The organism is Mycobacterium sp. 663a-19, assembly GCF_035616495.1.
In the GTDB taxonomy this organism is placed as follows: domain Bacteria; phylum Actinomycetota; class Actinomycetes; order Mycobacteriales; family Mycobacteriaceae; genus Mycobacterium.
In genome coordinates, this window is sequence record NZ_JAPJAV010000013.1 from 52,753 (window position 1) to 77,225 (window position 24,473).

General features: G+C 71.3%; 25 protein-coding genes. 17 read left to right on the forward strand and 8 right to left on the reverse strand.

Translation table 11 applies throughout. The annotated features are described in order from the left end of the window. Position 1 precedes the first annotated feature (1 nt). Positions 2-1,174 carry a THUMP-like domain-containing protein gene (locus OQ968_RS21025; protein WP_324681299.1) on the forward strand — a complete coding sequence of 391 codons (1,173 nt, stop codon included), beginning with the start codon at positions 2-4 and terminating at the stop codon, positions 1,172-1,174. 59 nt (positions 1,175-1,233) lie between these two features. Next, the gene (locus OQ968_RS21030) at positions 1,234-1,917 is read left to right on the forward strand and encodes an esterase (RefSeq protein ID WP_324681204.1); all 684 of its coding nucleotides are present in this window, start codon (positions 1,234-1,236) and stop codon (positions 1,915-1,917) included. Between the two features lie 23 nt (positions 1,918-1,940). Here OQ968_RS21030 and OQ968_RS21035 read toward each other — a convergent pair whose 3' ends face one another. Then, a complete protein-coding gene (locus tag OQ968_RS21035; RefSeq protein WP_324681205.1) occupies positions 1,941-3,218 on the reverse strand; it encodes a PQQ-binding-like beta-propeller repeat protein in 1,278 nt (425 codons plus the stop codon). A 147-nt stretch (positions 3,219-3,365) separates the two neighbouring features. Between OQ968_RS21035 and OQ968_RS21040 the strand changes: the two genes are divergently transcribed. After that, a complete protein-coding gene (locus tag OQ968_RS21040) occupies positions 3,366-4,103 on the forward strand; it encodes an acyltransferase (RefSeq protein WP_324681207.1) in 738 nt (245 codons plus the stop codon). Positions 4,104-4,116: 13 nt separating this feature from the next. On the opposite strand, the gene OQ968_RS21045 is transcribed toward OQ968_RS21040, so the two are convergent. After that, the gene (locus OQ968_RS21045; protein ID WP_324681208.1) at positions 4,117-4,653 is read right to left on the reverse strand and encodes a DUF4333 domain-containing protein; all 537 of its coding nucleotides are present in this window, start codon (positions 4,651-4,653) and stop codon (positions 4,117-4,119) included. A 177-nt stretch (positions 4,654-4,830) separates the two neighbouring features. On the opposite strand from OQ968_RS21045, the gene OQ968_RS21050 reads away from it, so the two are divergent. After that, on the forward strand, positions 4,831-5,412 hold the full coding sequence (locus OQ968_RS21050; RefSeq protein WP_324681210.1) for a hypothetical protein: 582 nt from the start codon (positions 4,831-4,833) through the stop codon (positions 5,410-5,412). Between the two features lie 3 nt (positions 5,413-5,415). Here OQ968_RS21050 and OQ968_RS21055 read toward each other — a convergent pair whose 3' ends face one another. Both OQ968_RS21055 and OQ968_RS21060 read right to left on the reverse strand, forming a co-directional pair. Next, on the reverse strand, positions 5,416-5,907 hold the full coding sequence (locus tag OQ968_RS21055; protein WP_324681212.1) for a TspO/MBR family protein: 492 nt from the start codon (positions 5,905-5,907) through the stop codon (positions 5,416-5,418). Next, on the reverse strand, positions 5,904-8,015 hold the full coding sequence (locus OQ968_RS21060) for an MMPL family transporter (RefSeq protein WP_324681214.1): 2,112 nt from the start codon (positions 8,013-8,015) through the stop codon (positions 5,904-5,906). The genes OQ968_RS21055 and OQ968_RS21060 overlap by 4 nt, the downstream gene beginning before the upstream one ends. Before the next feature lie 49 nt (positions 8,016-8,064). On the opposite strand from OQ968_RS21060, the gene OQ968_RS21065 reads away from it, so the two are divergent. Beyond that, positions 8,065-8,583 carry a MarR family winged helix-turn-helix transcriptional regulator gene (locus OQ968_RS21065; RefSeq protein ID WP_324681215.1) on the forward strand — a complete coding sequence of 173 codons (519 nt, stop codon included), beginning with the start codon at positions 8,065-8,067 and terminating at the stop codon, positions 8,581-8,583. Positions 8,584-8,638: 55 nt separating this feature from the next. Here the strand turns inward: OQ968_RS21065 and OQ968_RS21070 are convergent, their stop codons facing one another. From OQ968_RS21070 to OQ968_RS21080, 3 genes are all read right to left on the reverse strand, one after another. Next, positions 8,639-9,883, reverse strand: coding sequence for a glycosyltransferase family 4 protein (locus OQ968_RS21070; RefSeq protein ID WP_324681217.1), 1,245 nt, complete (start codon positions 9,881-9,883; stop codon positions 8,639-8,641). An 82-nt stretch (positions 9,884-9,965) separates the two neighbouring features. Next, positions 9,966-11,525 (reverse strand): glycoside hydrolase family 57 protein, encoded by a 1,560-nt coding sequence (locus OQ968_RS21075; RefSeq protein WP_324681300.1) that lies wholly within the window; start codon positions 11,523-11,525, stop codon positions 9,966-9,968. Between the two features lie 26 nt (positions 11,526-11,551). Continuing rightward, positions 11,552-12,361 carry a class I SAM-dependent methyltransferase gene (locus OQ968_RS21080; RefSeq protein ID WP_324681219.1) on the reverse strand — a complete coding sequence of 270 codons (810 nt, stop codon included), beginning with the start codon at positions 12,359-12,361 and terminating at the stop codon, positions 11,552-11,554. Positions 12,362-12,555: 194 nt separating this feature from the next. Between OQ968_RS21080 and OQ968_RS21085 the strand changes: the two genes are divergently transcribed. From OQ968_RS21085 to mnmA, 6 genes are all read left to right on the forward strand, one after another. Further along, positions 12,556-13,356 carry an electron transfer flavoprotein subunit beta/FixA family protein gene (locus OQ968_RS21085; protein WP_324681221.1) on the forward strand — a complete coding sequence of 267 codons (801 nt, stop codon included), beginning with the start codon at positions 12,556-12,558 and terminating at the stop codon, positions 13,354-13,356. A 40-nt stretch (positions 13,357-13,396) separates the two neighbouring features. Then, complete coding sequence (locus OQ968_RS21090) at positions 13,397-14,353, forward strand: electron transfer flavoprotein subunit alpha/FixB family protein (protein WP_324681223.1); 957 nt, start codon at positions 13,397-13,399, stop codon at positions 14,351-14,353. A 162-nt stretch (positions 14,354-14,515) separates the two neighbouring features. Then, positions 14,516-15,361, forward strand: coding sequence for a GNAT family N-acetyltransferase (locus OQ968_RS21095; RefSeq protein WP_324681225.1), 846 nt, complete (start codon positions 14,516-14,518; stop codon positions 15,359-15,361). Beyond that, entirely contained in the window at positions 15,358-16,176 is an 819-nt protein-coding gene (locus OQ968_RS21100; protein WP_324681227.1) for a lysophospholipid acyltransferase family protein, read from the forward strand. The genes OQ968_RS21095 and OQ968_RS21100 overlap by 4 nt, the downstream gene beginning before the upstream one ends. A gap of 33 nt (positions 16,177-16,209) precedes the next feature. Then, positions 16,210-17,391 (forward strand): cysteine desulfurase family protein, encoded by a 1,182-nt coding sequence (locus OQ968_RS21105; protein ID WP_324681228.1) that lies wholly within the window; start codon positions 16,210-16,212, stop codon positions 17,389-17,391. Further along, the gene (gene mnmA, locus OQ968_RS21110; protein ID WP_324681229.1) at positions 17,388-18,470 is read left to right on the forward strand and encodes a tRNA 2-thiouridine(34) synthase MnmA; all 1,083 of its coding nucleotides are present in this window, start codon (positions 17,388-17,390) and stop codon (positions 18,468-18,470) included. The genes OQ968_RS21105 and mnmA overlap by 4 nt, the downstream gene beginning before the upstream one ends. Here the strand turns inward: mnmA and OQ968_RS21115 are convergent. Continuing rightward, positions 18,467-19,078: a sensor domain-containing protein gene (locus OQ968_RS21115; protein WP_420715971.1), complete on the reverse strand. Its 612-nt coding sequence runs from the start codon at positions 19,076-19,078 to the stop codon at positions 18,467-18,469. The genes mnmA and OQ968_RS21115 overlap by 4 nt on opposite strands. A 128-nt stretch (positions 19,079-19,206) precedes the next feature. Here OQ968_RS21115 and OQ968_RS21120 point away from each other — a divergent pair, with 128 nt between their 5' ends. From OQ968_RS21120 to OQ968_RS21145, 6 genes are all read left to right on the forward strand, one after another. Beyond that, a complete protein-coding gene (locus OQ968_RS21120; RefSeq protein WP_324681230.1) occupies positions 19,207-20,235 on the forward strand; it encodes a methionine synthase in 1,029 nt (342 codons plus the stop codon). Positions 20,236-20,299: 64 nt separating this feature from the next. After that, positions 20,300-20,785, forward strand: a complete 486-nt coding sequence (locus OQ968_RS21125; RefSeq protein WP_324681231.1) for an SRPBCC family protein — start codon at positions 20,300-20,302, stop codon at positions 20,783-20,785. Continuing rightward, a complete protein-coding gene (locus OQ968_RS21130; protein WP_324681232.1) occupies positions 20,782-21,117 on the forward strand; it encodes a metalloregulator ArsR/SmtB family transcription factor in 336 nt (111 codons plus the stop codon). Before OQ968_RS21125 ends, OQ968_RS21130 begins: the two co-directional genes overlap by 4 nt. 30 nt (positions 21,118-21,147) lie before the next feature. Next, a complete protein-coding gene (ligA, locus tag OQ968_RS21135) occupies positions 21,148-23,244 on the forward strand; it encodes an NAD-dependent DNA ligase LigA (RefSeq protein WP_324681233.1) in 2,097 nt (698 codons plus the stop codon). Between the two features lie 37 nt (positions 23,245-23,281). Next, complete coding sequence (locus OQ968_RS21140; protein ID WP_324681302.1) at positions 23,282-23,890, forward strand: TetR/AcrR family transcriptional regulator; 609 nt, start codon at positions 23,282-23,284, stop codon at positions 23,888-23,890. Positions 23,891-24,024: 134 nt separating this feature from the next. Next, on the forward strand, positions 24,025-24,471 hold the full coding sequence (locus OQ968_RS21145; protein WP_324681234.1) for an MmpS family transport accessory protein: 447 nt from the start codon (positions 24,025-24,027) through the stop codon (positions 24,469-24,471). The last annotated feature ends 2 nt before the right edge of the window (positions 24,472-24,473 follow it).

A 24,473-nucleotide genomic window follows, 5' to 3' on the forward strand; every position in this document is an offset into this window, starting at 1 on the left:
GGTGCGCTTCAGCACCGACGACGTCGACTACCTGCGGTCGGAACCGGGCGCCGAGGCGCTTGCCGCCGTCGCCGGCCTCGAGCTGACCGACCGCACCCGGGTCGCCGACGTCGCCGCGGTGCGCGCCCGGTTCGGCGACCGGGCGCCGGTACTGGTGGAGACGACGCTGCTGCGTCGGCGCGCCGTGGAGAAGCTGGGGGAGTTGGGCGTCTCCGGCTGGCTGTTCACCGACGAGGCGCTGCAGCAGGCCACCGCGGCGCCGGTGGCCCTGCACCGGACCCGGCGGCTAGCAGGCCGTCTGGTGCACGACGCGACCTGTTCGATCGGCACCGAACTGGTCGCGCTGCGCGCCGCGGGGGCCGAGGCGGTGGGCAGCGACATCGACCCGGTCCGGCTGGCGATGGCGCGCCACAACCTGGGACCCGGCGCCGCCCTGTGCCGGGCCGACGCGCTGCGCCCGGTGACCCGGGATGCGGTGGTCCTCGCCGACCCGGCGCGGCGCGTTGGCGAGCGGCGTCGCTGGCACCCCGACGACTACCGGCCGGGCCTGGGGCCGTTGCTGGACGCCTACCGCGGCCGCGATCTCGTCGTAAAGTGTGCTCCCGGAATAGATTTCGATGCCGTGCGGCGCCTCGGGTTCGACGGGGAGATCGAGGTTTCGTCGTACCGCGGTTCGGTGCGGGAGGCGTGCCTCTGGCCGGCCGGACTGGCCGAACCGGGCGTGCGCCGCCGCGCCAGCGTCCTGGATCGCGGCGAGCAGATCAACGATGCCGAGCCCGGCGACTGCGCGGTGCGGCCCGCCGGACGATTCATCGTCGACCCCGACGGCGCCGTCGTCCGGGCCGGGCTGGTGCGCCACTACGCCGCGCGGCACGGGCTGTGGCAGCTCGATCCCGACATCGCCTACCTGTCCGGCGACCGGTTGCCGCCGGGGGTGCGGGGCTTCGAGGTGCTCGAGCAGCTGGGGTTCGACGAGCGCCGGCTGCGGTGGGCACTGGCCGCGCTGGACTGCGGCGCGCTGGAGATCCTGGTCCGCGGCGTGCGGGTGGACCCCGACGCGCTGCGGCGCCGGCTGCGCCCGCGCGGCGCCCGGCCCCTGTCCGTGATCATCACCCGCGTCGGTTCCGGGTCCGCCGGTCGGGCGACGGCCTTCGTGTGCACTGCCTCCCGATAGCGCCCGGTACGCTGGCTGCGTCGGTTTGCCAGGCGCCCGTAGTTTGCGAGGACGAAACGATGCGTTACCTGATAGCGAGTACGGCGCTGGCCGCCGTGGCCTTGCTGGGCGGGCCGGCGGCCGCCGCGCCGTCGTCGTGCGCCGGCCTGGGCGGCACCGTCGACAGCGCCCAGATGTGCCACGTGAGCGCCACCGGCCCCACCTACGCGATCACCATGACGTTTCCCGCCGACTACCCCGACGAGCAGGCGCTGACCGACTACATCTCCCAGAACCGCGACGGTTTCGTCAACGTCGCGCAGACGTCCGGGGCGCGCGACCACCCCTATCAAATGGAGGCCAGCACCGACCAGCGCACCTCCGGCCAGCCGCCCCACAACACGCGCAGCGTGGTGCTCAAGTTCTTTCAGGACCTCGGCGGGTCGCACCCGTCCATCTGGTACAAGGCGTTCAACTACAACCTGGGGACCAAGCAGCCCATCACCTTCGACAACCTGTTCGCGCCAGGGACGACGCCGCTGGACACCATCTTCCCGCTGGTGCAGCGGGACCTGGAACACCAGAGCGCGTTGGGTGCCGCCATCCTGCCGTCGACCGGGCTGGATCCTTCGCACTACCAGAACTTCGCGATCACCGACGACCAGCTGATCTTCTACTTCGCCCCGGGCGAGATGCTGCCCGCGGTCGCCGGGCCCGCGCAGGCTCAGGTGCCGCGCAACGCGATCCCGCCGCTGGCGATCTAGTGCACCGGGCCGGCTGCGGGCGCTCATGCCCGCCCGAAGCCGTAGACCTGGCCGTCGCTGGTGGCCGCCACCACGCGGCGGTCGACGCCGATCGCGACCCCGACGGGATATCCGGTGGCCGCGGGCAGCGGATAGCTGTTGAGGGTGTGGCCGTTGCCAGGATCGAAGGCCAGCAACGACATGCCGGGCGCGCCCTGCGCGGGCGGGCCGCTGACCACCGCGTAGCCGACGCCGGCGCCGGCCAGGCTCGACGACGACAGCGGCGCGACGTCGTCGCGCCGCCAGGCCTGCTCGGCGTGATCACCGGCATCCTTGAAGGCCGCCAGCTTTGTGTCGGGTCCGCCGCCGGACACGATCAGCCCCTGCGGGTTCACCGCGGGCGGCGTCTGCGCCAGAAAGCCCAGCGGCACCGACCATTTCACCTTCCCGTCGGCGGCGTGCAGCGCCCACAGGCGTTGGTCGCGGCCGTTGACGTAGACGGTCGATCCGTCGGCGGACAGCGCCGGGCTGGCGATCACGCCGGCGCCGACGGCGTCGCTGGCCCACTCGCGGGTGAGCAGCGGCGTCTGGCCCGGGTGGTATTTCAGCCCGACCAGACCGGCGGCGGCGGCGCCGGGCTGCCAGACGCCGATCACCGCCGTCTGGCTGGCCGGCGAGAAGGCGGGCGCCGCCGCGACCGGACACCCCGGCCGGGCCGGTGCGCAGTCGGCCAGCCCGCGCGTGGCATCGGTCGGGTCGACGCCGTCGACCAGGTCCAGCGGAGCGCCCACCACGGCGCCGCGGTGGGCGTCGAACGCCAGCACCTGTCCCAGGTGCGTGGCTACCAGCAGCTGACCCCCGCCCAGGAACCGCGGCGTGGTGGGCATCCCGATCACCGGCTGGCGCCACCGCGTCCACTGCGTCACCGGAAAGGACAGGAACGCCCCCGGCTGGCCCACGTAGAGGTTGTCGAAGCCGTCGAACAGCGGACCCGCGAAGCCGCCGCCCTGGACCACACGCACGCACCAGCGTTGCCGTCCGTTGTCGTTGTTCTCCCATTCCATGAGCGAACACCCGCCCGGGGTCTGCGCATTGAGCGCGAGATAGCCGCGCGCGCTCAGCGCCGGCCCGGCCGCCAGGCTTCCCTTGACAGAGCGCGTCCACTGCAGCGAGAGCCTCGTGGCGCCGCCGGTGGCGGTGTAGCTGCTGTTGGCCGCGTCGGCGTATTGCGCGGGCCAGCCCTGCGACGGCGAGGCCTGCACCCACGAGTCGGTGTTGCCGCAACCGCCGAGCGCGGGCGTGAGCGCGGCCGCCAGCGCCACCGATGAGCAACGCCGAAGGCCTCGGAGGAGTTGTCGGGCGAGCACCTCGGTTTCCCAAATCCTTCCGCGGCCGTTCGGCTTGTTTCCAGCGCAGCGATCGAGTCCAGGTGAGGGTAACCCGCGGCGGCTCCGATAGGCTTTCCGGCCATGACGAGCATGTGGAATGCTCCGCTGCATCGCCGTTGGCGTGGATCGACGTTGCGCGACCCACGGCAGGCCAGGTTCCTCACGCTGGCCTCGCTGAAGTGGGTGCTGGCCAACCGCGCGTACACCCCGTGGTACCTGGTGCGCTACTGGCGGCTGCTGAAGTTCAAGCTGGCCAACCCGCACATCATCACGCGCGGAATGGTGTTCCTAGGCAAGGACGTCGAGATTCACTGCACGCCGGAGCTGGCGCAAATGGAGATCGGCCGCTGGGTGCACATCGGCGACAAGAACACCATCCGCGCGCACGAGGGCTCGCTGCGGTTCGGCGACAAGGTGGTGCTGGGCCGCGACAACGTCATCAACTGCTACCTCGACATCGAGCTCGGGGACTCGGTGCTGATGTCCGACTGGTGCTACGTCTGCGACTTCGACCACCGCATGGACGACATCACCATGCCGATCAAGGACCAGGGCATCGTCAAGTCGCCGGTCCGGATCGGGCCGGACACCTGGGTCGGGGTGAAGGTGACCGTGCTGCGCGGCACCACCATCGGCCGCGGCTGCGTGCTGGGGTCGCACGCGGTGGTTCGCGGCGTCGTCCCCGACTACTCGATCGCGGTGGGTGCGCCGGCCAAGGTGGTCAAGAACCGGCAGCTGTCCTGGGAGAGCTCGGCCGCGCAGCGCGCGGAGCTGGCGGCCGCGCTGGCCGACATCGAACGCAAAAAGGCGGCCCGCTAACCGATTTCGGGTGCTACGAGGGCTGGTCGTCGACCTTGAAGTTGAAGTTGACATCGCCGGCGTCGACGCTGGTGACGGTCACCGACACCCCGTACTTCTGGCCACCGCTGGTGAGTTGGCACCGCAGCGTCGCGCCCTCGACGCCCTTCAAGTTGTCCGGACATGTCACCGAATCGGGCTTTGTCCCCACCTGCTGAGTCACGTTGTCGCTGATCTGGCTGGCGACCTGGTTCTTGTCGACGGTCTCCACCATGTCGAACTTGACATCACGCCCGTTGACGCTGGTCACCGTCACGTTGACGTTGAAGGTCTGATTCTTGACCTTCATCTCGCAGTTCAGTTGCGCCCCGACCTTCGCCGGCAGGTCGCCCGGACAGTTCACCGAGTCGGGCTTGTTGCCGGCGGCGTCGGTCATCTTCGCCGTGATCTGGCTTGCGACATCTTTTTTGCCGACGGTTGACGTTCCGGTCGAGCACGAACACGCGCCGACGAGGGCCAGCAGGCTGGCCGCGGCCCCCGACATCACTAGCGTCCGAACGATCCGAGCCATGGCGCCTCCCGAGGGCTGACGGTGAATCGGCTGATGATCGCACGCCGGACGGCCACGGGTGGGCGGTTTTGGTAAACATGCGTCAAACAGCGATCTTGAACCCTCGGCTTTGCTGGCGCGGCCGCGCGGCGGTTCGTTACCGTACCTGGGACACAACAGCACTGGGGGGTGCCGCGGATGACGACCCGGACGATCGCGGTTGTGGTGCTCGCCGGCACGGTCGTCGCGGCGTGCGGCTCTACGTCCATCACGGCCTCGCCTTCCGGTATAACGTCGGGCACTCCGACGTCTGCGGCTCCCACCGACTACACCGGTCTGTTGCTTCAGGGCGGCGACGTCAGCTCGGAGCCGCCGAACGTTTTCACGCCGGCGGACCCGCCGGTCCAGAATCCCAACGCGGCGCCCGGGGCGGCGGTGGTGTTCAAGAACTCCGACGACAGCAGCCGGATCGGCGACACGGTCCTGGTGCTGACCGACGCGGGGGCCGCGACGAACGCGATGAGCGCGTCGGTCGCGTCGCTGGGCAACACGGTGACCGACGGTGACGCACAGCCGATTTCGGTGGGCGATGGCGGCACGATGGTGTCGGGCACGTCGCCGGACAAGACGCAGGGCGTGACCGTGCTGCTGTTCACCGAGGGCAGGGCGTTCGTCACGCTGGAATTCGACGGCGCGCCGGGCGATGTCGTGCCCGCCGACTACGCGCTCGGGGTCGCGCGGCGACAGGACGGCGCGGTCAAGGCCAGGCTGCCCGGCTGAGATTCAGCCGGTGTCGCGCCGGTTGAGCCACCAGATGTGGGCGGACAGAACGGTGGCGAAGCCGCACCACACCGCGTATGGCGAAAGCGCCAGTCCCGCCCGCGGTTTGGCCTGAGCGGCCCGACGGGCGAGGTCGGCGCTGCTGGCCGTCAGCGCGGCCGCGCCCAGCGCGGATGCTCCGAGCCTGTGACACCGGAAGAAAAGCCAACTCCATCCGGCGTTCAGCAGCAGGTTGACGCTCAACGCGGCCGCGTAGCGGCGCGCCTCATCGTCCCGCCCCGCCCGGCGGAACCCGTCGATCGCCGCCGCCGACGTGGCGGCGATGTCGCCGTAGAGGGCGGTCCAGACGACGGGAAAGGCGACACCGGGCGGCTGGTACGGCGGTTTGCGAAGCCGGGAATACCAGGCGGGGACGCGCCTTGGGCTGGCGATGCTTCCCGCGCCGGCCGCCGCGGCTACGGCCAGGGTCGTCGCGGCCAATGTCGATCTGCTCAAAGTGCGCTCCGTTCGTGTTCAGCCGGGTCCGCTTGCTGCTCAACGGGTTTGGCGTTGGTCGCGGGCCACCAGATGCGGTCGCCGATCAGGGCGAACAGCGCGGGGATGACGAGCGTGCGCACGACGAAGGTGTCGAGCAGGATGCCGAGGCCGACGATGATGCCCAGTTGGGTCAGCACGATCAGCGGCAACACCCCGAGCACGCAGAAGACCGCGGCCAAAACGATTCCGGCGCTGGTGATTACCCCACCGGTGGCCGACACCGCGCGGATCATGCCGGCGCGCGCGCCGCGCCGCGCCGCTTCTTCACGGGCGCGGGTGACCAGGAAGATGGTGTAGTCCACGCCCAGGGCCGCCAGGAACAGGAAGGCGAACAGGGGCGTGCTGTCGTCGAGGGCCGGGAAACCGAAGACGTGCATGCCGGCCCACCCGCCGAGGCCCAGTGCCGCCAGCGCGCCCAGAATGGTCGCCGCCAACAGCGTGGGCGGCGCGAGCGCCGACCGCAGCAACGCGTAGAGGACGACCAGGATCACCGCCAGGATCGACGGGATCAGCACCAGCCGGTCATGCGCGGCGCCGTCACGAACGTCGACCGCCTGCGCGTCGGGCCCACCCACCAGCACTCCGGCGATCGTGCTGACCGAATGCCGCAGCGCCGCAATCGTTTTGAAGGCACCGTCGGATGAGGGGCTGGCGTCCAGCACCACCGACCACTGCGTCAGGCCGGACGGGGATTGCTTGTCCTCGGTCGCCGAGACCACACCGGGGGTGGCGCGGATCGCCCGCTGCACCTGGGGCGCCGGGGCCGTGGGGGCGACGACCAGGGTGGGGTTGGTCAGCCCCGCCGGAAAATGCGCGGCCACAACGCGGTAACCCGACACCGAATCGGCCTGCACCCGGAACTGCTCGGTCTGCGTCAGGCCGATTCGGGTGCCCAGCAGTCCGGTGGCGAGGACCGCCAGAACCGCGATCGCGGCCGCCGCGACCACCGCCGGCCGGCGCGCCACCCGCTCGGCGACCCGGTGCCAGGCGCCGGAATCGAGGGGGGCCCCGGCGTCGGGCCGGGGGACGAAGGGCCAGAACAACCGTCGGCCGCACAGCGCCAACAGCGGCGGCAGCACCAGCAAAACCGATACCGCGGCGACGACCAGCCCGCACGCCGCCAGGGCGCCGAGGCTGCGCGTGCTCGGCGTCGAAGCGCACAGCAGGGTGAGCAATGCCAGGACCACGGTCGCGTTGCTGGCGACGATGGTGGGCCCGGCCATCCGCACGGCGCGGCGCAGGGCGTCGCGGTGTTCGCGCTGGCTCCGAAGTTCTTGCCGGTAGCGCGAGATCAGCAGCAGCGCGTAGTTGGTGCCCGCCCCGAACACCAGCACGCTGGTGATGCCGGAGGTGGCGCCGTCGAAGCTCAGCCCGGTCAGCGACGCCACCGCGGTGCCCGCCGCCGCCGCGACCCGATCGGCGAACCCGATCACCAGCAGCGGCACCAGCCACAACACCGGCGAGCGGTAGGTGGCGATCAGCAGCAGCGCCACCACCGACGCCGTCACCGCGAGCAGGGTGACGTTGGCGTGGGTGAACGCGCTGGCGATGTCGGCGCCGAACGCCGGGCCCCCGGTGACGTGGGCCTGCAGTCCCGCGGGCAAGCCGGTCGTCGCGGCGGCGCGCAGCGCGGTGACCCCGTCGCTCAGCGCCAACCCCGACAGGTCGGACCTGATGAGAACCGCGCCGATGGCCGCCTTGCCATCGGCCGACACCATCGGCGGGCCCGGCCCGATCGCGCCGAACGGATGGGTGAGCGCCCGCATGCGGTCGCCGGCCGCCTGGGCGGCGCTGACATCGGCGGGGCCCAGCCCGGCGCCGTCGACGCGGCTGACCACCAGGATGAGCGCGACCCGGTCGCCCCCGGGGAATTGCCGGGCCAGGTCCTGCACCTTGGCGGAGTCCGAGCCGGTGGGCACGGTCAGCGGCGCCTGGCCCGCCGACGCGTTGCCACCGATCAAGACCGTGAGGCCGAGGCCCAACGCGACGAGGCCCAGCGCCAGCAGCCACGAACGCCGGTCCGTCACGGCGCGAGCCAGCCCCTGCCACACCACGGCCGCCAGCATTTCAGCGAATTAAACATTAATCAACTGAAATGAAGGGCCGGATGCGGATATGCTGCACAGCGCTATGGACGCTCTGGACTCTGGCGAGCCGCCCGTCGGCCGGGAGGCGCTGGAGTCGCTGATGTCGGCCGACCTGCGGGAGATGTCGACCGAATCCGACCAGATCGGCCGGTTGTTCGCGGTGTCACAGCGGCTGCGGCCCACCGATTTCCGCGCGTTGCTGCACATCATGGTCGCCGAAACCGCGGGCAAGCCGATGACGTCGGGTGAGCTGACCGAGCGGATGGGCCTGTCCGGGGCCGGGATCACCTATCTGGTGGACCGCCTGATCGAATCCGGCCACATCCGCCGCGATTCGCACCCGGACGACCGGCGCAAGGTCATCCTGCGCTACTCGGACCCGGGACTCGGCACCGCCCGCTCGTTCTTCAACCCGCTTGGAGCGCATACCCGCGACGCGATGAGCGACCTGCCCGACGCCGACCTGGCGGCCGCGCACCGCGTCTTCACCGCGCTGATCGCCGCCATGCGGCGCTTCCAGGGCGAGCTGGGCGCCGTCCCGCACTGACGTGTTTGCTTACCGACACGCGGCCAGGGACACCGGCAACGCTTGGGCATGCCCGCTATCGGTCGGGCAGGGCGTGCTCGACGATCGGCAGCCGCGGCTGCGGTTGCCGCTCACGGCGTTTGGCCGCCAGATACACCTGGGCCGTCTCGTTGGCCACGGTCCGCCAGTCGAAGTCGGAGGTGAGCCGTTCGCGGGCGGCGCGGGCGCGCCGCTGGGCGCCGTGCGGGTCGTCCAGCACCGTGCGCACCGCCGCGGCCAGCCCGGCCACATCGCGGGGCGGGCACGACACGCCGGTCTGGCCGTCGATCACCGCTTCGCCGAGACCGCCGATGTTCGACGTCACCAGCGGGGTGCCGGCCGCGGCGGCCTCGAGGGCGGCGAGGCCGAAGGGCTCGTAGTGGCTGGGCAGCACCGCGGCGTCGGCCCGGTGCAGCAGCGCGAGCAGTTGGTCGTGATCGCAATGCCCGACGAACCGAGTTGCCTTGAGCACCCGGTGTTTCCGGGCCCGCTCGACGAGCCAGTCCTGCTGGGTGCCGTCGCCGGCGACGGTCAGCGTGGTGCCCGGATGCGTGCGCCTGATCCGCGGCAGCGCGGCGATCACGTCGTGCACACCCTTCTCGTACTCCAGGCGCCCGACATACAGCAGCTCGGCGGGTCCGGTGCGCGGGCGGCGTGGCGCGAAAGGCCAGCGCGCGGCGTCTATGCCGTTGCGGATCACCGTCGTCTCTGCCAAACCGGGACCGAACAACTCGGTGATCTCGTCGGCCATCGACGCCGAACAGGTGATCAGCGAATCGGATTCACGCACCAGCCACGACTCGACCGCGTGCACCTGGCGGCTGATCGATCCGGAAACCCAGCCCGAATGGCGCCCGGCCTCCGTCGCGTGGATCGTGGAAACCATTGGCACGTCGTAGTGTTCGGCGAGCGCGATGGCGGGATGGGCGACCAGCCAGTCGTGGGCGTGCACCACGTCGGGCCGCCAGGGCCGGTCGGTGCCGTATTTCTTCAACCGCAGGCCGGCGCGGACCATCGCGTGGCCCATCGCCAGGGTCCAGGCCATCATGTCGGCGCCGAAGCTGAACTCGTGCGGATCCTGTGCGGCCGCGATGACCCGGACGCCCTCGCTGAATTCGTCGGACGACGGGTGCGTGCTGGGATCGGTGCCGGACGGCCGCCGCGACAGCACGACGACGTCGTGACCGGCCGCGGCCAGCGCGGTCGACAGGTGATGCACGTGCCGGCCCAGCCCGCCGATCACCACCGGCGGGTACTCCCACGACACCATCAGGACCTTCATTTGCGGGCCCGCCAGTGTCCCCAAAATGCCGCGAATACAGGCGTTTCGACGTACATATGAGGACGCTCGCGGAAACGAAGCCTCATCTCGGCAGCCGCCGGGCATCCAGGGCGCCGAACAGGCCGTCGGCGCGGTTCCAGCCGTCGGCCAGCCGCTCGGCGGTCTCGCGCCGGCCCGACGCCATAGCCCCGGCGATCTCGCGGGTGGCGTGCGCGTGCAGGTGGGCGCGGTAACGGGCATAGTCGGCGGCCGAGTCCTTGCTCACCATGAACGGCCAGTCGCTGGACACGGTGAGCAGGGTCTCGCGCAGGATCTGATCGGCGACGCGATCGCGGGGCAGCGGCCCGTCCAGCGACGCCGTCTGGGATAGCGCCTTGTCCACGGTGCTCAGCGCGGTGTCGACCACCTCGGTATTGAGCTGGACCAGGTCGGCCACCTTCTCCCCGGCCCACACCTGCCAGTCCTTGCCCGAGCCCCACGAGCTCGGCGGCAGGGCGACCGGATCGCCGACGAACCCGCCGGCCAGCGCGTCGCGCAGCGTACCCACCCGAACCCCGGCGGCGGGCAGGGCGCGCAGCACCCGCTGCAGCCACGTCGGGCCCTCGTACCACCAGTGGCCGAACAGCTCGGTGTCGAACGCGGCGACCACGTGGGCGGGCCGCCCGATGCGCTCGGACTCGGATAGCAGCCGGTTGCGGACCACATCGACGAAGTCGGCGACGTGGACGTCGACGGCGCGGTCGGCCCGCTCGGGGTCGTACGGCGCCTTGGCCTCCGAGGACACGTTGCGGCCGGTGACCCGGGCCGGCTTGAGCCCGGTGAGGTGGTCGTAGGTGTGGAAGTCGCGGTAGGCGGCGTGGCCGGGGTAGCCGGACTTCGGCGACCACACCCGGTAGCTGACCTGCAGGTCGCGCCCGAACGCGACCACGCCGGTGTCGCCGACGGGCCGGCCCAGCGCGGTGTCGCCGTGCAGCGACGGGCCGTCGACCATGAAGTGGGAAATGCCGGCAGCCGCGTACTCGGTTTCCAGGCCCGGGGCGTAGGCGCATTCGGGCGCCCAGATGCCGCCCGGGGTGTGGGCCAGCCGCAGGGCCGCGTCGGCCAGGCCCTCGCGCAGCGCGAACTCGCGCAGCCGCGGCGCGAGCAGCGGCTGGAACGGGTGGGCCAGCGGCCCGCCGAGCAGCTCGACGGTGCCGGCGTCGAGCAGGCCGCGCAGCAGCGGGCTGCCGCCGTGCCGCCACAGTGTGGCGAAATCGTCCAGCGCCCGGTCGGCCTCGGCGCATTCGCGAATCCCGAAGGCCCGCAACGCCTCCGGCGCGCAGGACTGGTAGCCGGCCGACTTGGACCGGGGAGCGGAGCGCACGCTGGCCGCCTCGGCCGCCCGCAGCCGCCAGTTGGCCAGCCAGTGGTGCATGCCGTCCAGGCAGTACGGGTCGTCGAGCTGCGCGTTGACCACCGGGGTGACGCCCAGGGTGAGCAGGTTGTGCCGATCCTCGTCGGCCAGCGTGCGCAGCACCCGCAGCAGCGGGAGGTAGGACGCGGCCCAGGACTGGTAGAGCCATTCCTCGCCGACCGGCCAGCGCCCGTGGTGCGCCAGCCACGGCAGGTGGGTGTGCAGCACCAGGGTGAACAGCCCGGGCACCCGGTCGCCCCCGGAAGTCGCAGCGGTCACGGGCGCACCGCGATCGCGATGAGATCGAGGCTGTCGTCGATGTCGCGGTCGCCCGCCGCGATCAGGTCGAAGTCGTCGGTGGTGACGGCGGCGACGTCGGCGGCCAGCCCGGGCGGCCAGGGCGCGTCGGCCACCGCGCGGGCGATCTGCGCGTCGATGATCGAGCCGCCGTGTCTTGTGTCCATCTCGCACAGCCGCGGGCCGTGGAACAGCCCGTACGTGACCACGTCGGCGAAACCGCCGTCGACCAGCAACTCGGTCATCTCGTCGGCGTTCAGTTCGCGGGTGTGAAACGGGTTGACCGGGGTGTCGCGGCCCGGGGAGAAGGTGATTCGGTTGGGCGTCGACATCATCAACCGCCCGGACGGCCGCAGCACCCGTGCGCATTCGGCCACGAACCGGGGCTGGTCCCACAGGTGCTCGATCACCTGGAGGTTCACCACGACGTCCACCGACGCGTCGGGCAACGGCAGCTCGGCCAGGTTTGCCCGCATGACTTCCACCCCGGGGTAGCGGCCGCGGACGTGCGCCACGGCGGCCTCGTCGTAGTCGACCGCGACGACCCGGCGGGCGACGCCGGCGATCAGGTCGGCGCCGTAACCTTCGCCACATCCGGCCTCGAGCACGTCGCGGCCCGCGCACCGCGGGGCCAGCCACCGGTACACCACCTCGTGCCGGCGAAACCAATAGTTCTCGATGTCCAGACCGGGGATGGTGCGCTCGCCTGTCAGCGTCAATACCACGTCGACCGCCGGCGAGGTGTCGCCGGGGAGGCGTTGCGGGACGTCGGGGACGAATGCGCTCATTGCATAGGCAGGCTAACGCGAAGTGTCCGTTTCGCGAACCGGGCCGAGGGAACCTGCACTACGACCCGCTATGGTGTGAGAGCAGACCGCACAAACTTGCCGGGTAGTAGTACCGCCGTGCGTTGCTAAGACGCTACCGAGTTCTCGCAGTCGCGCACTGCGGGGGCTCCCTTCGAGGAGGACGAACCACACTCATGACGAACATCGTGGTCCTGATCAAGCAGGTCCCAGACACCTGGTCGGAGCGCAAGCTCACCGACGGCGATTTCACGCTGGACCGCGAGGCCGCCGACGCGGTGCTGGACGAGATCAACGAGCGCGCCGTCGAGGAGGCGCTGCAGATCCGGGAGAAGGAGGCCGCCGACGGCGTCGAGGGGTCGGTGACCGTGCTGACCGCGGGGCCCGAGCGCGCCACCGAGGCGATCCGCAAGGCCCTGTCCATGGGCGCCGACAAGGCCGTCCACCTCAAGGACGACGGCATGCACGGGTCGGACGTGATCCAGACCGGGTGGGCGCTGGCGCGCGCGCTGGGCACCATCGAGGGCACCGAGCTGGTCATCGCCGGTAACGAGGCCACCGACGGCGTCGGCGGCGCGGTGCCGGCCATCATCGCCGAGTACCTCGGCCTGCCGCAGCTCACCCACCTGCGCAAGCTCTCGCTCGAGGGCGGCAAGGTGATCGGCGAGCGCGAGACCGATGACGGCGTGTTCACCCTGGAGGCCTCGCTGCCCGCGGTGGTGAGCGTCAACGAGAAGATCAACGAGCCGCGCTTCCCGTCGTTCAAGGGCATCATGGCCGCCAAGAAGAAGGAAGTCACGGTGCTGACCCTGGCCGACATCGGGGTGGAGAGCGACGAGGTCGGGCTGGCCAACGCCGGGTCGACGGTGCTGTCGTCCACGCCGAAGCCGCCCAAGACCGCGGGTGAAAAGGTCACCGACGAGGGCGAGGGCGGCAACCAGGTCGCCCAGTACCTGGTCGCCCAGAAGATCATCTAGCCGTCCCATCACGAGACTCACGAGAAGAGCGACATAACCCATGGCTGAAGTACTGGTGCTCGTCGAGCACGCCGAAGGCGCCCTGAAAAAGGTGACCGCCGAACTGATCACCGCCGCCCGCGTGCTGGGCGAGCCGGCCGCCGTCGTGGTCGGCACGCCGGGCACGGCCGCGCCGCTGGTCGACGGGCTGAAGGAGGCCGGCGCCGCCAAGATCTACGTCGCCGAGTCCGACGTCGTCGACAAGTACCTGATCACCCCCGCCGTCGACGTGCTGGCCGCGCTGGCCGAGTCCAACGCGCCCGCCGCCGTGCTGCTGGCCGCCAACGCCGACGGCAAGGAGATCGCCGGCCGGCTGGCCGCCCGGATCGGCTCCGGGCTGCTCGTCGACGTGGTCGAGGTGAAGGAGGGCGCCAAGGCGACGCACTCCATCTTCGGTGGCGCGTTCACCGTCGAGGCGCAGGCCAACGGCGACACCCCGGTGATCACGGTGCGGGCCGGCGCCATCGACGCCGAGCCGGTCGCGGGCGCCGGTGAGCAGGTCACCGTCGAGGTGCCCGCCCCCGCCGAGAACGCCACCAAGGTCACGTCCCGCGAGCCCGCGGTCGCCGGTGACCGCCCGGAGCTGACCGAGGCCACCATCGTGGTCTCCGGCGGCCGGGGCGTCGGCAGCGCGGAGAACTTCAGCGTGGTCGAGGCGCTGGCCGACTCGCTGGGTGCGGCCGTGGGCGCGTCGCGCGCCGCCGTCGACTCGGGCTACTACCCGGGCCAGTTCCAGGTCGGCCAGACCGGCAAGACGGTGTCGCCGCAGCTCTACATCGCGCTGGGCATCTCCGGCGCGATCCAGCACCGCGCGGGCATGCAGACCTCGAAGACGATCGTCGCGGTCAACAAGGACGAAGAGGCGCCCATCTTCGAGATCGCCGACTACGGCGTGGTGGGCGACCTGTTCAAGGTCGCTCCCCAACTCACCGACGCGATCAAGGCCCGCAAGGGCTGAGTTCCCGCGGTTCCCGCGCGAACAGACGTAAAGGCCCCCACCGCCTCGGCGTGTCGGGGGCTTTTGCGTCTGCTGGGCCGAACGTATCTCGTCATCTGACGTGCACCGACATGTCACGGCGGCGATGCCGACTCGCTGATCGGCTGCGCCACGTTGGATGGCATGAGCATCGCTTCCGTCCTGATACCCAGCGACAAGCCAGAGGCGATCGGTCCGCCCGGACCGCGCTATTCGCTGTTGCTGTCCACCGATCCGACCCTGATCGAGGCGGCGCAGCGGCTCCGGCACGAGGTGTTCAGCGGCACCCCCGGCTTCGCCCCGCCGGGGGACGCCGACGGCCTCGACCGGGACCGGTTCGACGAGTACTGCGACCACCTGCTGGTCCGCGACGACGACACCGGCGAGCTGGTGGGGTGCTACCGGATGCTGGCCCCGGCGGGCGCCATCGCCGCCGGGGGACTGTATACGGCGACGGAGTTCGACGTCCGCGCGTTCGATCCGCTGCGGCCGTCGCTGGTGGAGATGGGGCGCGCCGTGGTGCGCGACGGCCACCGCAACGGCGGCGTCGTGCTGCTGATGTGGGCGGGTATCCTGGCCTACCTGGACCGCTACGGCTACGACCACGTGACCGGGTGCGTGTCGGTGCCGATCGGCGAATCGGGACCCGAACCGCCGGGCAGCCTGCTGCGCGGGGTCCGGGACTTCATCCTGAGCCGGCACGCCGCGCCCCCGGCGTACCGGGTGCGCCCCCACCTCCCGGTGCGGGTCGGCGGGCGGTCCCTCGACGAGATCCCGCCGCCGCCGCGGCCCACGGTTCCGCCGCTGCTGCGCGGCTACCTGAGGCTCGGCGCGCAGGTCTGCGGCGAGCCCGCGCACGACCCGGACTTTGGGGTCGGCGACTTCTGCGTGCTGCTGAACAAGCAACGGGCCGATACCCGCTACCTCAGACGGCTGCGGTCGGTGTCGGCGGCCTCCCGAATGGCCGGCGCGATGGCGGGCGGCCGATGACCGCCGCCGGGCACTCCTGGCTGCCCCGCGCGACGTGCGACGGTGGCTGCGTCGGTGTCGGCCCCGCGTCCTCGCGGTGGCGGGTGGTGCTGCGGGTGACGCTTCGCGTCATGTTCGCGCTGCTGCTGGCGCCGGGCGCGCCGCTGCTGGCGGTGCCGGTGCCGGGGCAGGTGCGGGTGCAGCGCTTCTATTGCCGCGCGGTGCTGCGCTGCTTCGGTGTGCGTATCACGGTGTCGGGCAACCCGATTCGGAACTTGCCCGGCGTCCTGGTGGTCGGCCCGCACACGTCCTGGCTGGATGCCTTCGCCATCGGGTCGGTGTTGCCCGGGGCGTTCGTCGCCCGGGCCGACCTGTTCGCCGGGCCGCTCGGGCGCCTGCTCAGGGTCATCCCCATCGAGCGGGCCAGCCTGCGGCGGTTGCCGGGCGTGGTGGACATCGTCGCCCGCCGGCTGCGGGCCGGCCAGACCGTGGTGTGCTTCCCGGAGGGCACCACCTGGTGCGGCGTGGCGCGCGGTTCCTTCTACCCCGCGATGTTCCAGGCCGCGATCGATGCCGGCCGCCCGGTGCAGCCGCTTCGGCTGACCTACCACCACGTCGACGGCAGCGTCTCGACCGCCCCGGCGTTTGTGGGCGACGACACATTGCTGCGCTCGATCGGCCGGCTGCTCACCGTGCGTCGCACGCTGGCGCACGTTCGCGTGGAATCCCTGCAGCTGCCGGGCGTCGACCGGCGATCGCTGGCGCGGCGCTGCCAGTCGGCCGTGGGCGCCGGCGCGCCGCAGCGTCCGGGCCGGCGCCACGTGCTGGTGGCCTGAGCCCCCGGACCTGCCGGTATCGTGGGGCGCGTCATGGTCTACCTGGATCACGCCGCCACCACCCCGATGCACCCCGCCGCCATCGAGGCGATGACGGCCGCGCTGGGCACCGTCGGCAACGCCTCCTCGCTGCACACCAGCGGCCGCGCGGCGCGGCGGCGCATCGAGGAATCGCGGGAGCTGATCGCCGAGAAGCTGGGCGCGCGTCCCTCGGAGGTGATCTTCACCGCGGGCGGCACCGAGAGCGACAACCTGGCCGTCAAGGGGATCTACTGGGCGCGCCGCGACGCCGAGCCGCGCCACCGCCGCATCGTGACCAGCGAGGTGGAACACCACGCGGTGCTGGACTCGGTGAACTGGCTCGCCGAACACGAGGGCGCGCAGGTGACCTGGCTGCCCACCGCGGCCGACGGGTCGGTGTCGGCGGCCGCGCTGCGCGAGGTGCTGACCCGCCACGACGACGTCGCGCTGGTGTCGGTGATGTGGGCCAACAACGAAGTCGGCACGGTGCTGCCGGTCGCCGAATTGGCAGCCGTCGCAGCCGAATTCGGTGTTCCCATGCACAGCGACGCCATCCAGGCGGTGGGGCAGCTGCCCGTCGACTTCACCGCCAGCGGGCTGTCGGCGATGAGCGTGGCCGCGCACAAGTTCGGCGGCCCGCCGGCCGTGGGGGCGCTGCTGCTGCGCCGCGACGTCGCGTGCGCGCCGCTGTCGCACGGCGGCGGGCAGGAGCGCGACATCCGCTCCGGCACACCCGATGTCGCCGGCGCCGTCGGAATGGCGGCGGCGGCGCGGGTCGCGGTGGACGGGCTTGCGGCCAACGGCGCGCGGCTGCGGGCGTTGCGCGACCGCCTGGTCGAGGGCGTGCTCACCGGCATCGACGACGTCATCCTCAACGGCGCCGCCGACCCGCTGCGGCTTCCCGGCAACGCGCACTTCACCTTCCGCGGCTGCGAGGGCGACGCGCTGCTGATGTTGTTGGACGCCAACGGAATCGAGTGCTCCACTGGGTCGGCCTGCACCGCCGGCGTGGCGCAGCCGTCGCACGTGCTGATCGCGATGGGCGTCGACCCGGCCAGCGCCCGCGGATCGCTGCGGCTTTCCCTGGGCCACACCAGCGTTGACGCCGACATCGACGCCGTGCTGGAGGTGCTGCCCGGCGCGGTGGAGCGCGCCCGGCGCGCGGCCCTGGCCGCGGCGGGAGCGGCCCGGTGAGGGTCCTCGCTGCGATGAGCGGTGGCGTCGACTCGTCGGTCGCCGCCGCCCGGATGGTCGACGCCGGCCACGACGTGGTCGGCGTCCACCTGGCGCTGTCGAGTGCGCCCGGCGCGCTGCGCACCGGCTCGCGGGGCTGTTGCTCCAAGGAGGACGCGTCCGACGCCCGCCGCGTCGCCGACGTGCTCGGAATCCCGTTCTACGTCTGGGATTTCGCAGAGCGCTTCAAAGAAGACGTGATCGACGATTTCGTATCGTCCTACGCCCGTGGGGAAACCCCCAACCCCTGCGTGCGGTGCAATCAGCGCATCAAGTTCGCGGCGCTGTCGGCGAGGGCGCTCGCGCTGGGCTTCGACACGGTGGCCACCGGGCACTACGCCCGGTTGTCCGCCGGGCGGCTGCGCCGCGCCGTCGACCGGGACAAGGACCAGTCCTACGTGCTGGCCGTGTTGACCGCAGAGCAGTTGCGCCACGCCGCATTCCCGATCGGGGACACCCGCAAGCTGCAGATCCGCGCCGAGGCCGCCCGCCGCGGCCTGGCGGTGGCCGCGAAGCCGGACAGCCACGACATCTGCTTCATCCCGTCCGGCAACACCCGCGCGTTTCTGGGTGAGCGCATCGGTGTGCGCCGGGGCGCGGTGGTCGACGCGCACGGCGCGGTGCTGGCCACCCACGACGGGGTGCACGGCTTCACCGTCGGGCAGCGCAAGGGGCTTGGCATCGCCGGGCCGGGGCCCGATGGCCGCCCCCGCTACGTGACGGCGATCGACGCCGACACCGCGACCGTGCACGTGGGCGAGGCGGCAGATCTCGACGTGTTCGCGCTGCGGGGGCGGGCGCCGGTCTTCACCGCGGGGGCTGCGTTCTCGGGTCCCGTCGAGTGCGAGGTTCAGGTCCGCGCGCACGGTGAAACCGCCAGTGCGGTGGCCGAATTGGTCGGCGACGAGCTCGACGTGCGGTTGCGCAGCCCGCTGCGCGGGGTGGCGCCCGGCCAGACGCTGGTGTTGTATCGCCCGGACGCCGACGGCGACGAGGTGTTGGGCAGCGCCACCATCGCCCGCACCGGCCGCCGGCGCTAGCCCGGCACGTTGGCGACGATGTTCGTCATCACGATGTCGGACACCGTTTGCGGGAAGCCGCAGAACGTGACCTCCAGCAGGGCCACCGACAGCACCCGGTAGTCGCGGCCGCAGCCGCCGGGCCGCATGTGCAGCGAACTTCCGTCGGCCTTCCAATCGCCGACGAACAGCTGGCCGTCCGAGCCGTCCGCGCAGGTCCCGACGGTGCTCACCAGCGCGCCGAAGGCGCGCCGCGCGGTTGCCGCATCCGGATAGGCTGCGGCGCCCTCGGAGATCAGCGCGCCGTCGGGCGGGTCTTGAAAGGTGGTCTTGTGGAACTCCGCGACGTCGGGCCCGAACGTCGCCGTCTCGGCGAACAGGAACCGGCACTCCCGCGGGGTGTGATCCGCCAGCGCGTCGACGTCCACCGGCCTGGTGTCGTCCATCGTGGGGATGATCGTCAGGTGCTGGCCGGCGCCGGTGATGGCCTGCATCCGCGGCTGGTCCAGCAGGATCGCGTCGACGTTGACCCCCTGCACGCCCCGGTGGGCCCCGCCGAACGCCGGGACCGCCGCGCCGCCCACCACCCGGGTGCACGCCGCCGCCAGCAGCGCCGCGCCGCACAACATCAGCGGCCGCGCCAGTCTCCCCGTCAGCGACACGTTTGCACCCTTCTCGGCTCGAACCTACCCGCCCGACCCCGCGGCAGACACCCCTGGCGAGCGTTGCGCGGCGGGAGGTCGAATACGGTTGCCCGGTGAGTGTTTTCGCCAACGTCTTCGCGACGGCCAGCGGCGTCGGGTCGTGGCCCGGCACCGCCCCGCGGCGGGCCGCCGAGGTCGTCGTCGGCGAGCTGGCGGACGCGCTGGCGCACATCGTCGAGCTGCCGGCCCGGGGCGTCGGCGCCGACCTGCTCGGCCGCGCGGGCGCATTGCTGATCGACGTGGCCATCGACACGGTGCCGCGCGGCTATCGCGTCGCCGCCCGGCCCGGCGCGGTGACGCGCAGGGCGGTCAGCCTGCTCGACGAGGACTGCGACGCCCTGGAGGAGGCCTGGGAGTCGGCGGGCCTGCGCGGCGCTGGTCGCGTGGTCAAGGTGCAGGCGCCCGGGCCGATCACGCTGGCCGCCGGGCTCGAGCTGGCCAACGGCCACCGGGCGATCACCGATTCCGGCGCGGCGCGCGACCTGGCGGCCTCGCTCGCCGAGGGGGTCGCCGCGCATCGCGCGGCGCTGGCCCGCCGGCTCGACACCACGGTGGTGGTCCAGTTCGACGAGCCGTCGCTGCCGGCCGCCCTGGGCGGGGAGCTGACCGGGGTGACCGCGCTGAGCCCGGTCGCCGCGCTCGACGAGGCGGTGGCCGGCGCGCTGCTCGACACCTGCGTCGCGGCGGCGGGCGCCGAGGTGCTGGTGCACAGCTGCGCCCCGGGTTTGCCGTGGGATCTGTTGCGGCGCAGCGCTATTAGTGGGGTATCGGTGGACGCCGGCGCGCTGTGCGCGGCGGACCTGGATGGTGTGGCGGCGTTCGTCGAGTCCGGCCGCGCCGTCGTGCTCGGCGTGGTGCCCCCGAGCGCCCCGGACAAGACGCCGTCGGCGGAGGAGGTGGCCGGCGCGGTCGTCGCGGTGACCGACCGGCTCGGGTTCGGCCGCTCGGCGCTGCGCGGTCGCATCGGCGTCACCCCGGCGTGCGGCCTGGCGACGGCCACGCCGCAGTGGGCCCGCGCCGCGATCGGGCTCGCGCGGCGGGCCGCCGACGCGTTCGCCGACGACCCGGACGCCATCACATAGGCAACCAATTGGTTGCATATCGCGCGATGGCGTGCTTGGCTGAAAGGCAACCAGGAGGTTGCATATGAGTACTGATCGCATCGAGAAGCAAGCACTGTTGCGCGCCCCGCTGGACCGGGTGTGGCGGGCCATCAGCGACGCCGAGGAGTTCGGCCGCTGGTTCGGTGTCCGCTTCGACGGGCCCTTCGTCGAGGGTGCCTCCGTCGGCGCGGTGATCACCCCGACCACCGTCGACGACGAGGTCGCCAAGCGGCAGGAGCCGCACGCCGGGGTGCGCAGCACCTGGCAGATCGTCGCGATCGAACCGCGGCGGCGCTTCGCCTACCGCTGGCATCCGTGCGCGGGCGAGCCGGACGTCGACCAGGAGCCCACCACGCTGGTCGAGTTCACCCTGGCGGAGGCCGACGACGGGGTGCTGCTCACCATCACCGAATCCGGTTTCGACGCCATCCCGGCGGCGCGCCGCGCTTCCGCGTTCGACGCCAACAGCGAGGGCTGGGCCATCCAGGCCGACCTCGTGCGCCGCTACGTCGAGGGCGCCCGGGTGTGAGCGCGGCCGGCGCGGTCGGTGCGCCGCTGTTCGACGCGCTCGGCGACCCCAACCGGCTGCGCATCATCGTGCGCCTGTGCGACGCCGGGCCGTGCTCGACGTCGCAGGTCACCGCCGTCGTCCCGGTCACCCGGCAGGCGGCCAGCAAGCACCTGCAGCAGCTGCAGGCCGCGGGTCTGGTCACCAGCAGCCGGCGCGGGCGGGAACGCATCTGGACGGTGCGGACCGAACCGCTGGCCCGGGCCAGCGACTACCTGACCCAGTTGTCGCGGCGGTGGGACGCCGCGGTGGAGCGGTTGCGGGCTTTTGTAGAAGAAGATGTCGAGCAGTGAGGTGTCGGCGTCCTTCGATAGCCTGCGAAGGTGAGTTCGCCAGAGGATGATCCCGTCCCGGCCGAGGTGCGGCGCCGGTGGCGGGAGCTGGCCGACGAGGTGCGCGAACACCAGTTCCGCTACTACGTGCGCGACGCGCCGATCATCTCCGACGCCGAATTCGACGAGCTGCTGCGGCAACTCGGCGAGCTCGAGGAGCAGCATCCCGAGCTGCGCACGCCCGACTCGCCCACCCAGCTCGTCGGCGGTGCGGGCTTCGCGACGGACTTCATGCCGGCCGAGCACCTGGAACGGATGCTGTCCCTGGACAACGTGTTCAGCACCGAGGAGTTGGACCAGTGGGCCGCGCGGGTGCGCGCCGAGGTCGGGAAGGACGTGCCGTACCTGTGTGAGCTCAAGATCGACGGGGTCGCCCTGTCACTGGTGTATCGCGACGGGCGCCTCGTCCGGGCGGCCACCCGCGGCGACGGGCGCACCGGCGAGGACGTCACGCTGAACGCGCGCACCATCGACGACGTCCCGGAGCGGCTGACCGCCGGCGACGGCTACCCGATACCCGATGTCCTCGAGGTGCGCGGCGAGGTGTTCTTCCGGCTCGCCGATTTCGAGGCGCTGAACGCCGCGCTGGTCGAGGACGGCAAGACGCCATTCGCCAACCCGCGCAACAGCGCCGCGGGCTCACTGCGCCAAAAGGACCCCGCGGTGACCGCGCGCCGCAAGCTGCGGATGATCTGCCACGGGGTGGGCCACGCCGAGGGATTCCGGCCCGCCACCCTGCACGACGCGTACCTCGCGCTGGGGGTCTGGGGACTGCCCGTCTCCGAACACACCACCCGGGTGGAAAACGTGGCCGGCGTGCACGAGCGCATCGCCTACTGGGGCGAGCACCGCCACGACGTGGATCACGAAATCGACGGTGTGGTAGTCAAAGTCGACGATGTGACGCTGCAGCGCAGGCTCGGGTCCACGTCGCGGGCGCCGCGGTGGGCGATCGCCTACAAGTACCCGCCGCAGGAGGTGCAGACCAAGCTGCTCGACATCCGGGTCAACGTCGGGCGCACCGGGCGCGTCACGCCGTTCGCGTTCATGACGCCGGTGAAGGTCGCCGGATCCACGGTGGGGCTGGCCACGCTGCACAACGCCAGTGAGGTCAAGCGCAAGGGCGTGCTGATCGGCGACACCGTGATGATCCGCAAGGCCGGCGACGTCATTCCCGAGGTGCTGGGCCCCATCGTCGACCTGCGCGACGGCTCCGAACGCGAATTCGTGATGCCCACCAAGTGTCCCGAGTGCGGCACCAAGTTGGCCCCCGCCAAGGAGGGTGACGCCGACATCCGTTGCCCCAACGCGCGCTCCTGCCCGGCGCAGTTGCGGGAGCGGGTTTTTCACGTCGCCGGCCGCGGCGCGTTCGACATCGAGGGGCTGGGTTACGAGGCCGCCATCGCGCTGTTGCAGGCTCAGGTGATCGGCGACGAGGGGGATCTGTTCTCGCTCACCGAGGACGACCTGTTGCGCACCGAGCTGTTCACCACCAAGAGCGGTGCGGTGTCGGCCAACGGCAAGCGGCTGCTGGCCAACCTCGACAAGGCCAAGGAGGTGCCGCTGTGGCGGGTGCTGGTGGCGTTGTCCATCCGGCACGTCGGCCCCACCGCGGCCCGCGCGCTGGCGACCGAGTTCGGCAGCCTGGACGCCATCACCTCGGCGTCCACCGAACAGCTGGCCGCGGTGGAGGGCGTGGGCCCGACGATCGCCGAGTCGCTCGCCGAGTGGTTCACCGTGGACTGGCATCGCGCGATCGTCGACAAGTGGCGGGCCGCCGGGGTGCGGATGGCCGACGAGCGCGACGAAATCGTGCCGCGCACCCTGTCCGGGCTGACCATCGTGGTCACCGGCTCGCTGGCGGGCTTCTCGCGTGACGACGCCAAGGAGGCGATCGTGGCGCGCGGCGGCAAGGCCGCCGGTTCGGTGTCGAAGAAGACCGACTACGTCGTCGCCGGCGACTCGCCGGGATCCAAGTACGACAAGGCCGTCGAGCTGGGCGTGCCGATCCTCGACGAGGACGGGTTTCGTCGGCTGCTCGAGGAGGGACCGCCCGACGACGCGGACGCCGCCGAATCGGCGGAATGACGAGTACGGTACTGGACCGTACAGCCCCGCCGGGCCTATTGTGTGCGCTATGACCCAGACTGCCGATCGGTGTGGGGAGGCATCACCGTGGTCGCCCCGCGAAGCCGAGTTGCTGGCGGTGACTCTGCGGCTGCTGCAGGAACACGGCTATGACCGGTTGACTGTGGACGAGGTGGCCAGCGCCGCCCGCGCCAGCAAGGCAACCGTGTACCGGCGCTGGCCCTCGAAGGCCGAACTGGTGTTGGCCGCCTTCATCGAGGGCATCCGTCAGGTCGCGGTCGCGCCGGAGACCGGCACATTGCGGGGCGACTTGCTACGGCTGGGCGAGGTCTGCTGTCAGGAGACACGCCAGCTCGCCAGCACGATCCGCGCGGTGATGGTCGAGGTGTCGCGCAACCCGGCACTCAACGAGGTGATGCAACGTCAATTCATCGATCAGCGCAAGGCTCTCATACGGCACGTGCTGCAACAGGCCGTTGCTCGTGGCGAGATCAACCAGGAGGACATCACCGACGAACTCTGGGACCTGCTGCCCGGCTATCTCATCTTCCGGTCCATCATCCCGGGCCGGCCGCCCACCCGTCGCACCGTGCAGGTTCTCGTCGACGACGTCATCATCCCCGGCCTCACCCGATCCCGACGATGAATGTGTACGCTCGCGTCTCTTGTGCAGTACGGTTCAGTACCGTACTGTCAGACCAAGCGATCAACCGCTGAAGCGCCGGCAGCCGCCCTCCCATCGAGGTTGACCGCATCGCCCGATGATCGAAAGGCTAGCGGGTGAAGGGGATTTCGATTGCGACCATCGTCCGACGAGGCTGGATGGTGCTGGTCGCGGCGCTGGTGATCGCCCTTGTGGGATTCGCGATCGATCGCCTGCACGGAATCTTCGGCTCGCATTACAACACGTCGGCCAATAGCGGGCTTGCCAACGAGATCGTCCCGTTCAATCCCAAGCAGGTGGTTCTGGAGGTCTTCGGCTCGCCGGGCGCGGTGGCCACCATCAACTACCTTGATGTCAACGCCCAGCCGCAGGAAGTCAAGAACGCGCCGCTGCCATGGTCGTACACGATCACCACGACCGAGCCCGCGGTCGTGGGCAACGTTGTGGCACAGGGAAATGGCGACACCCTCGGGTGCCGCATCACCGTCAACGGCGAGGTCAAAGCCGAACGCACGGTCAACAAAGTCGATGCCTACACCTTCTGCCTGGATAAGTCTGGATAAGT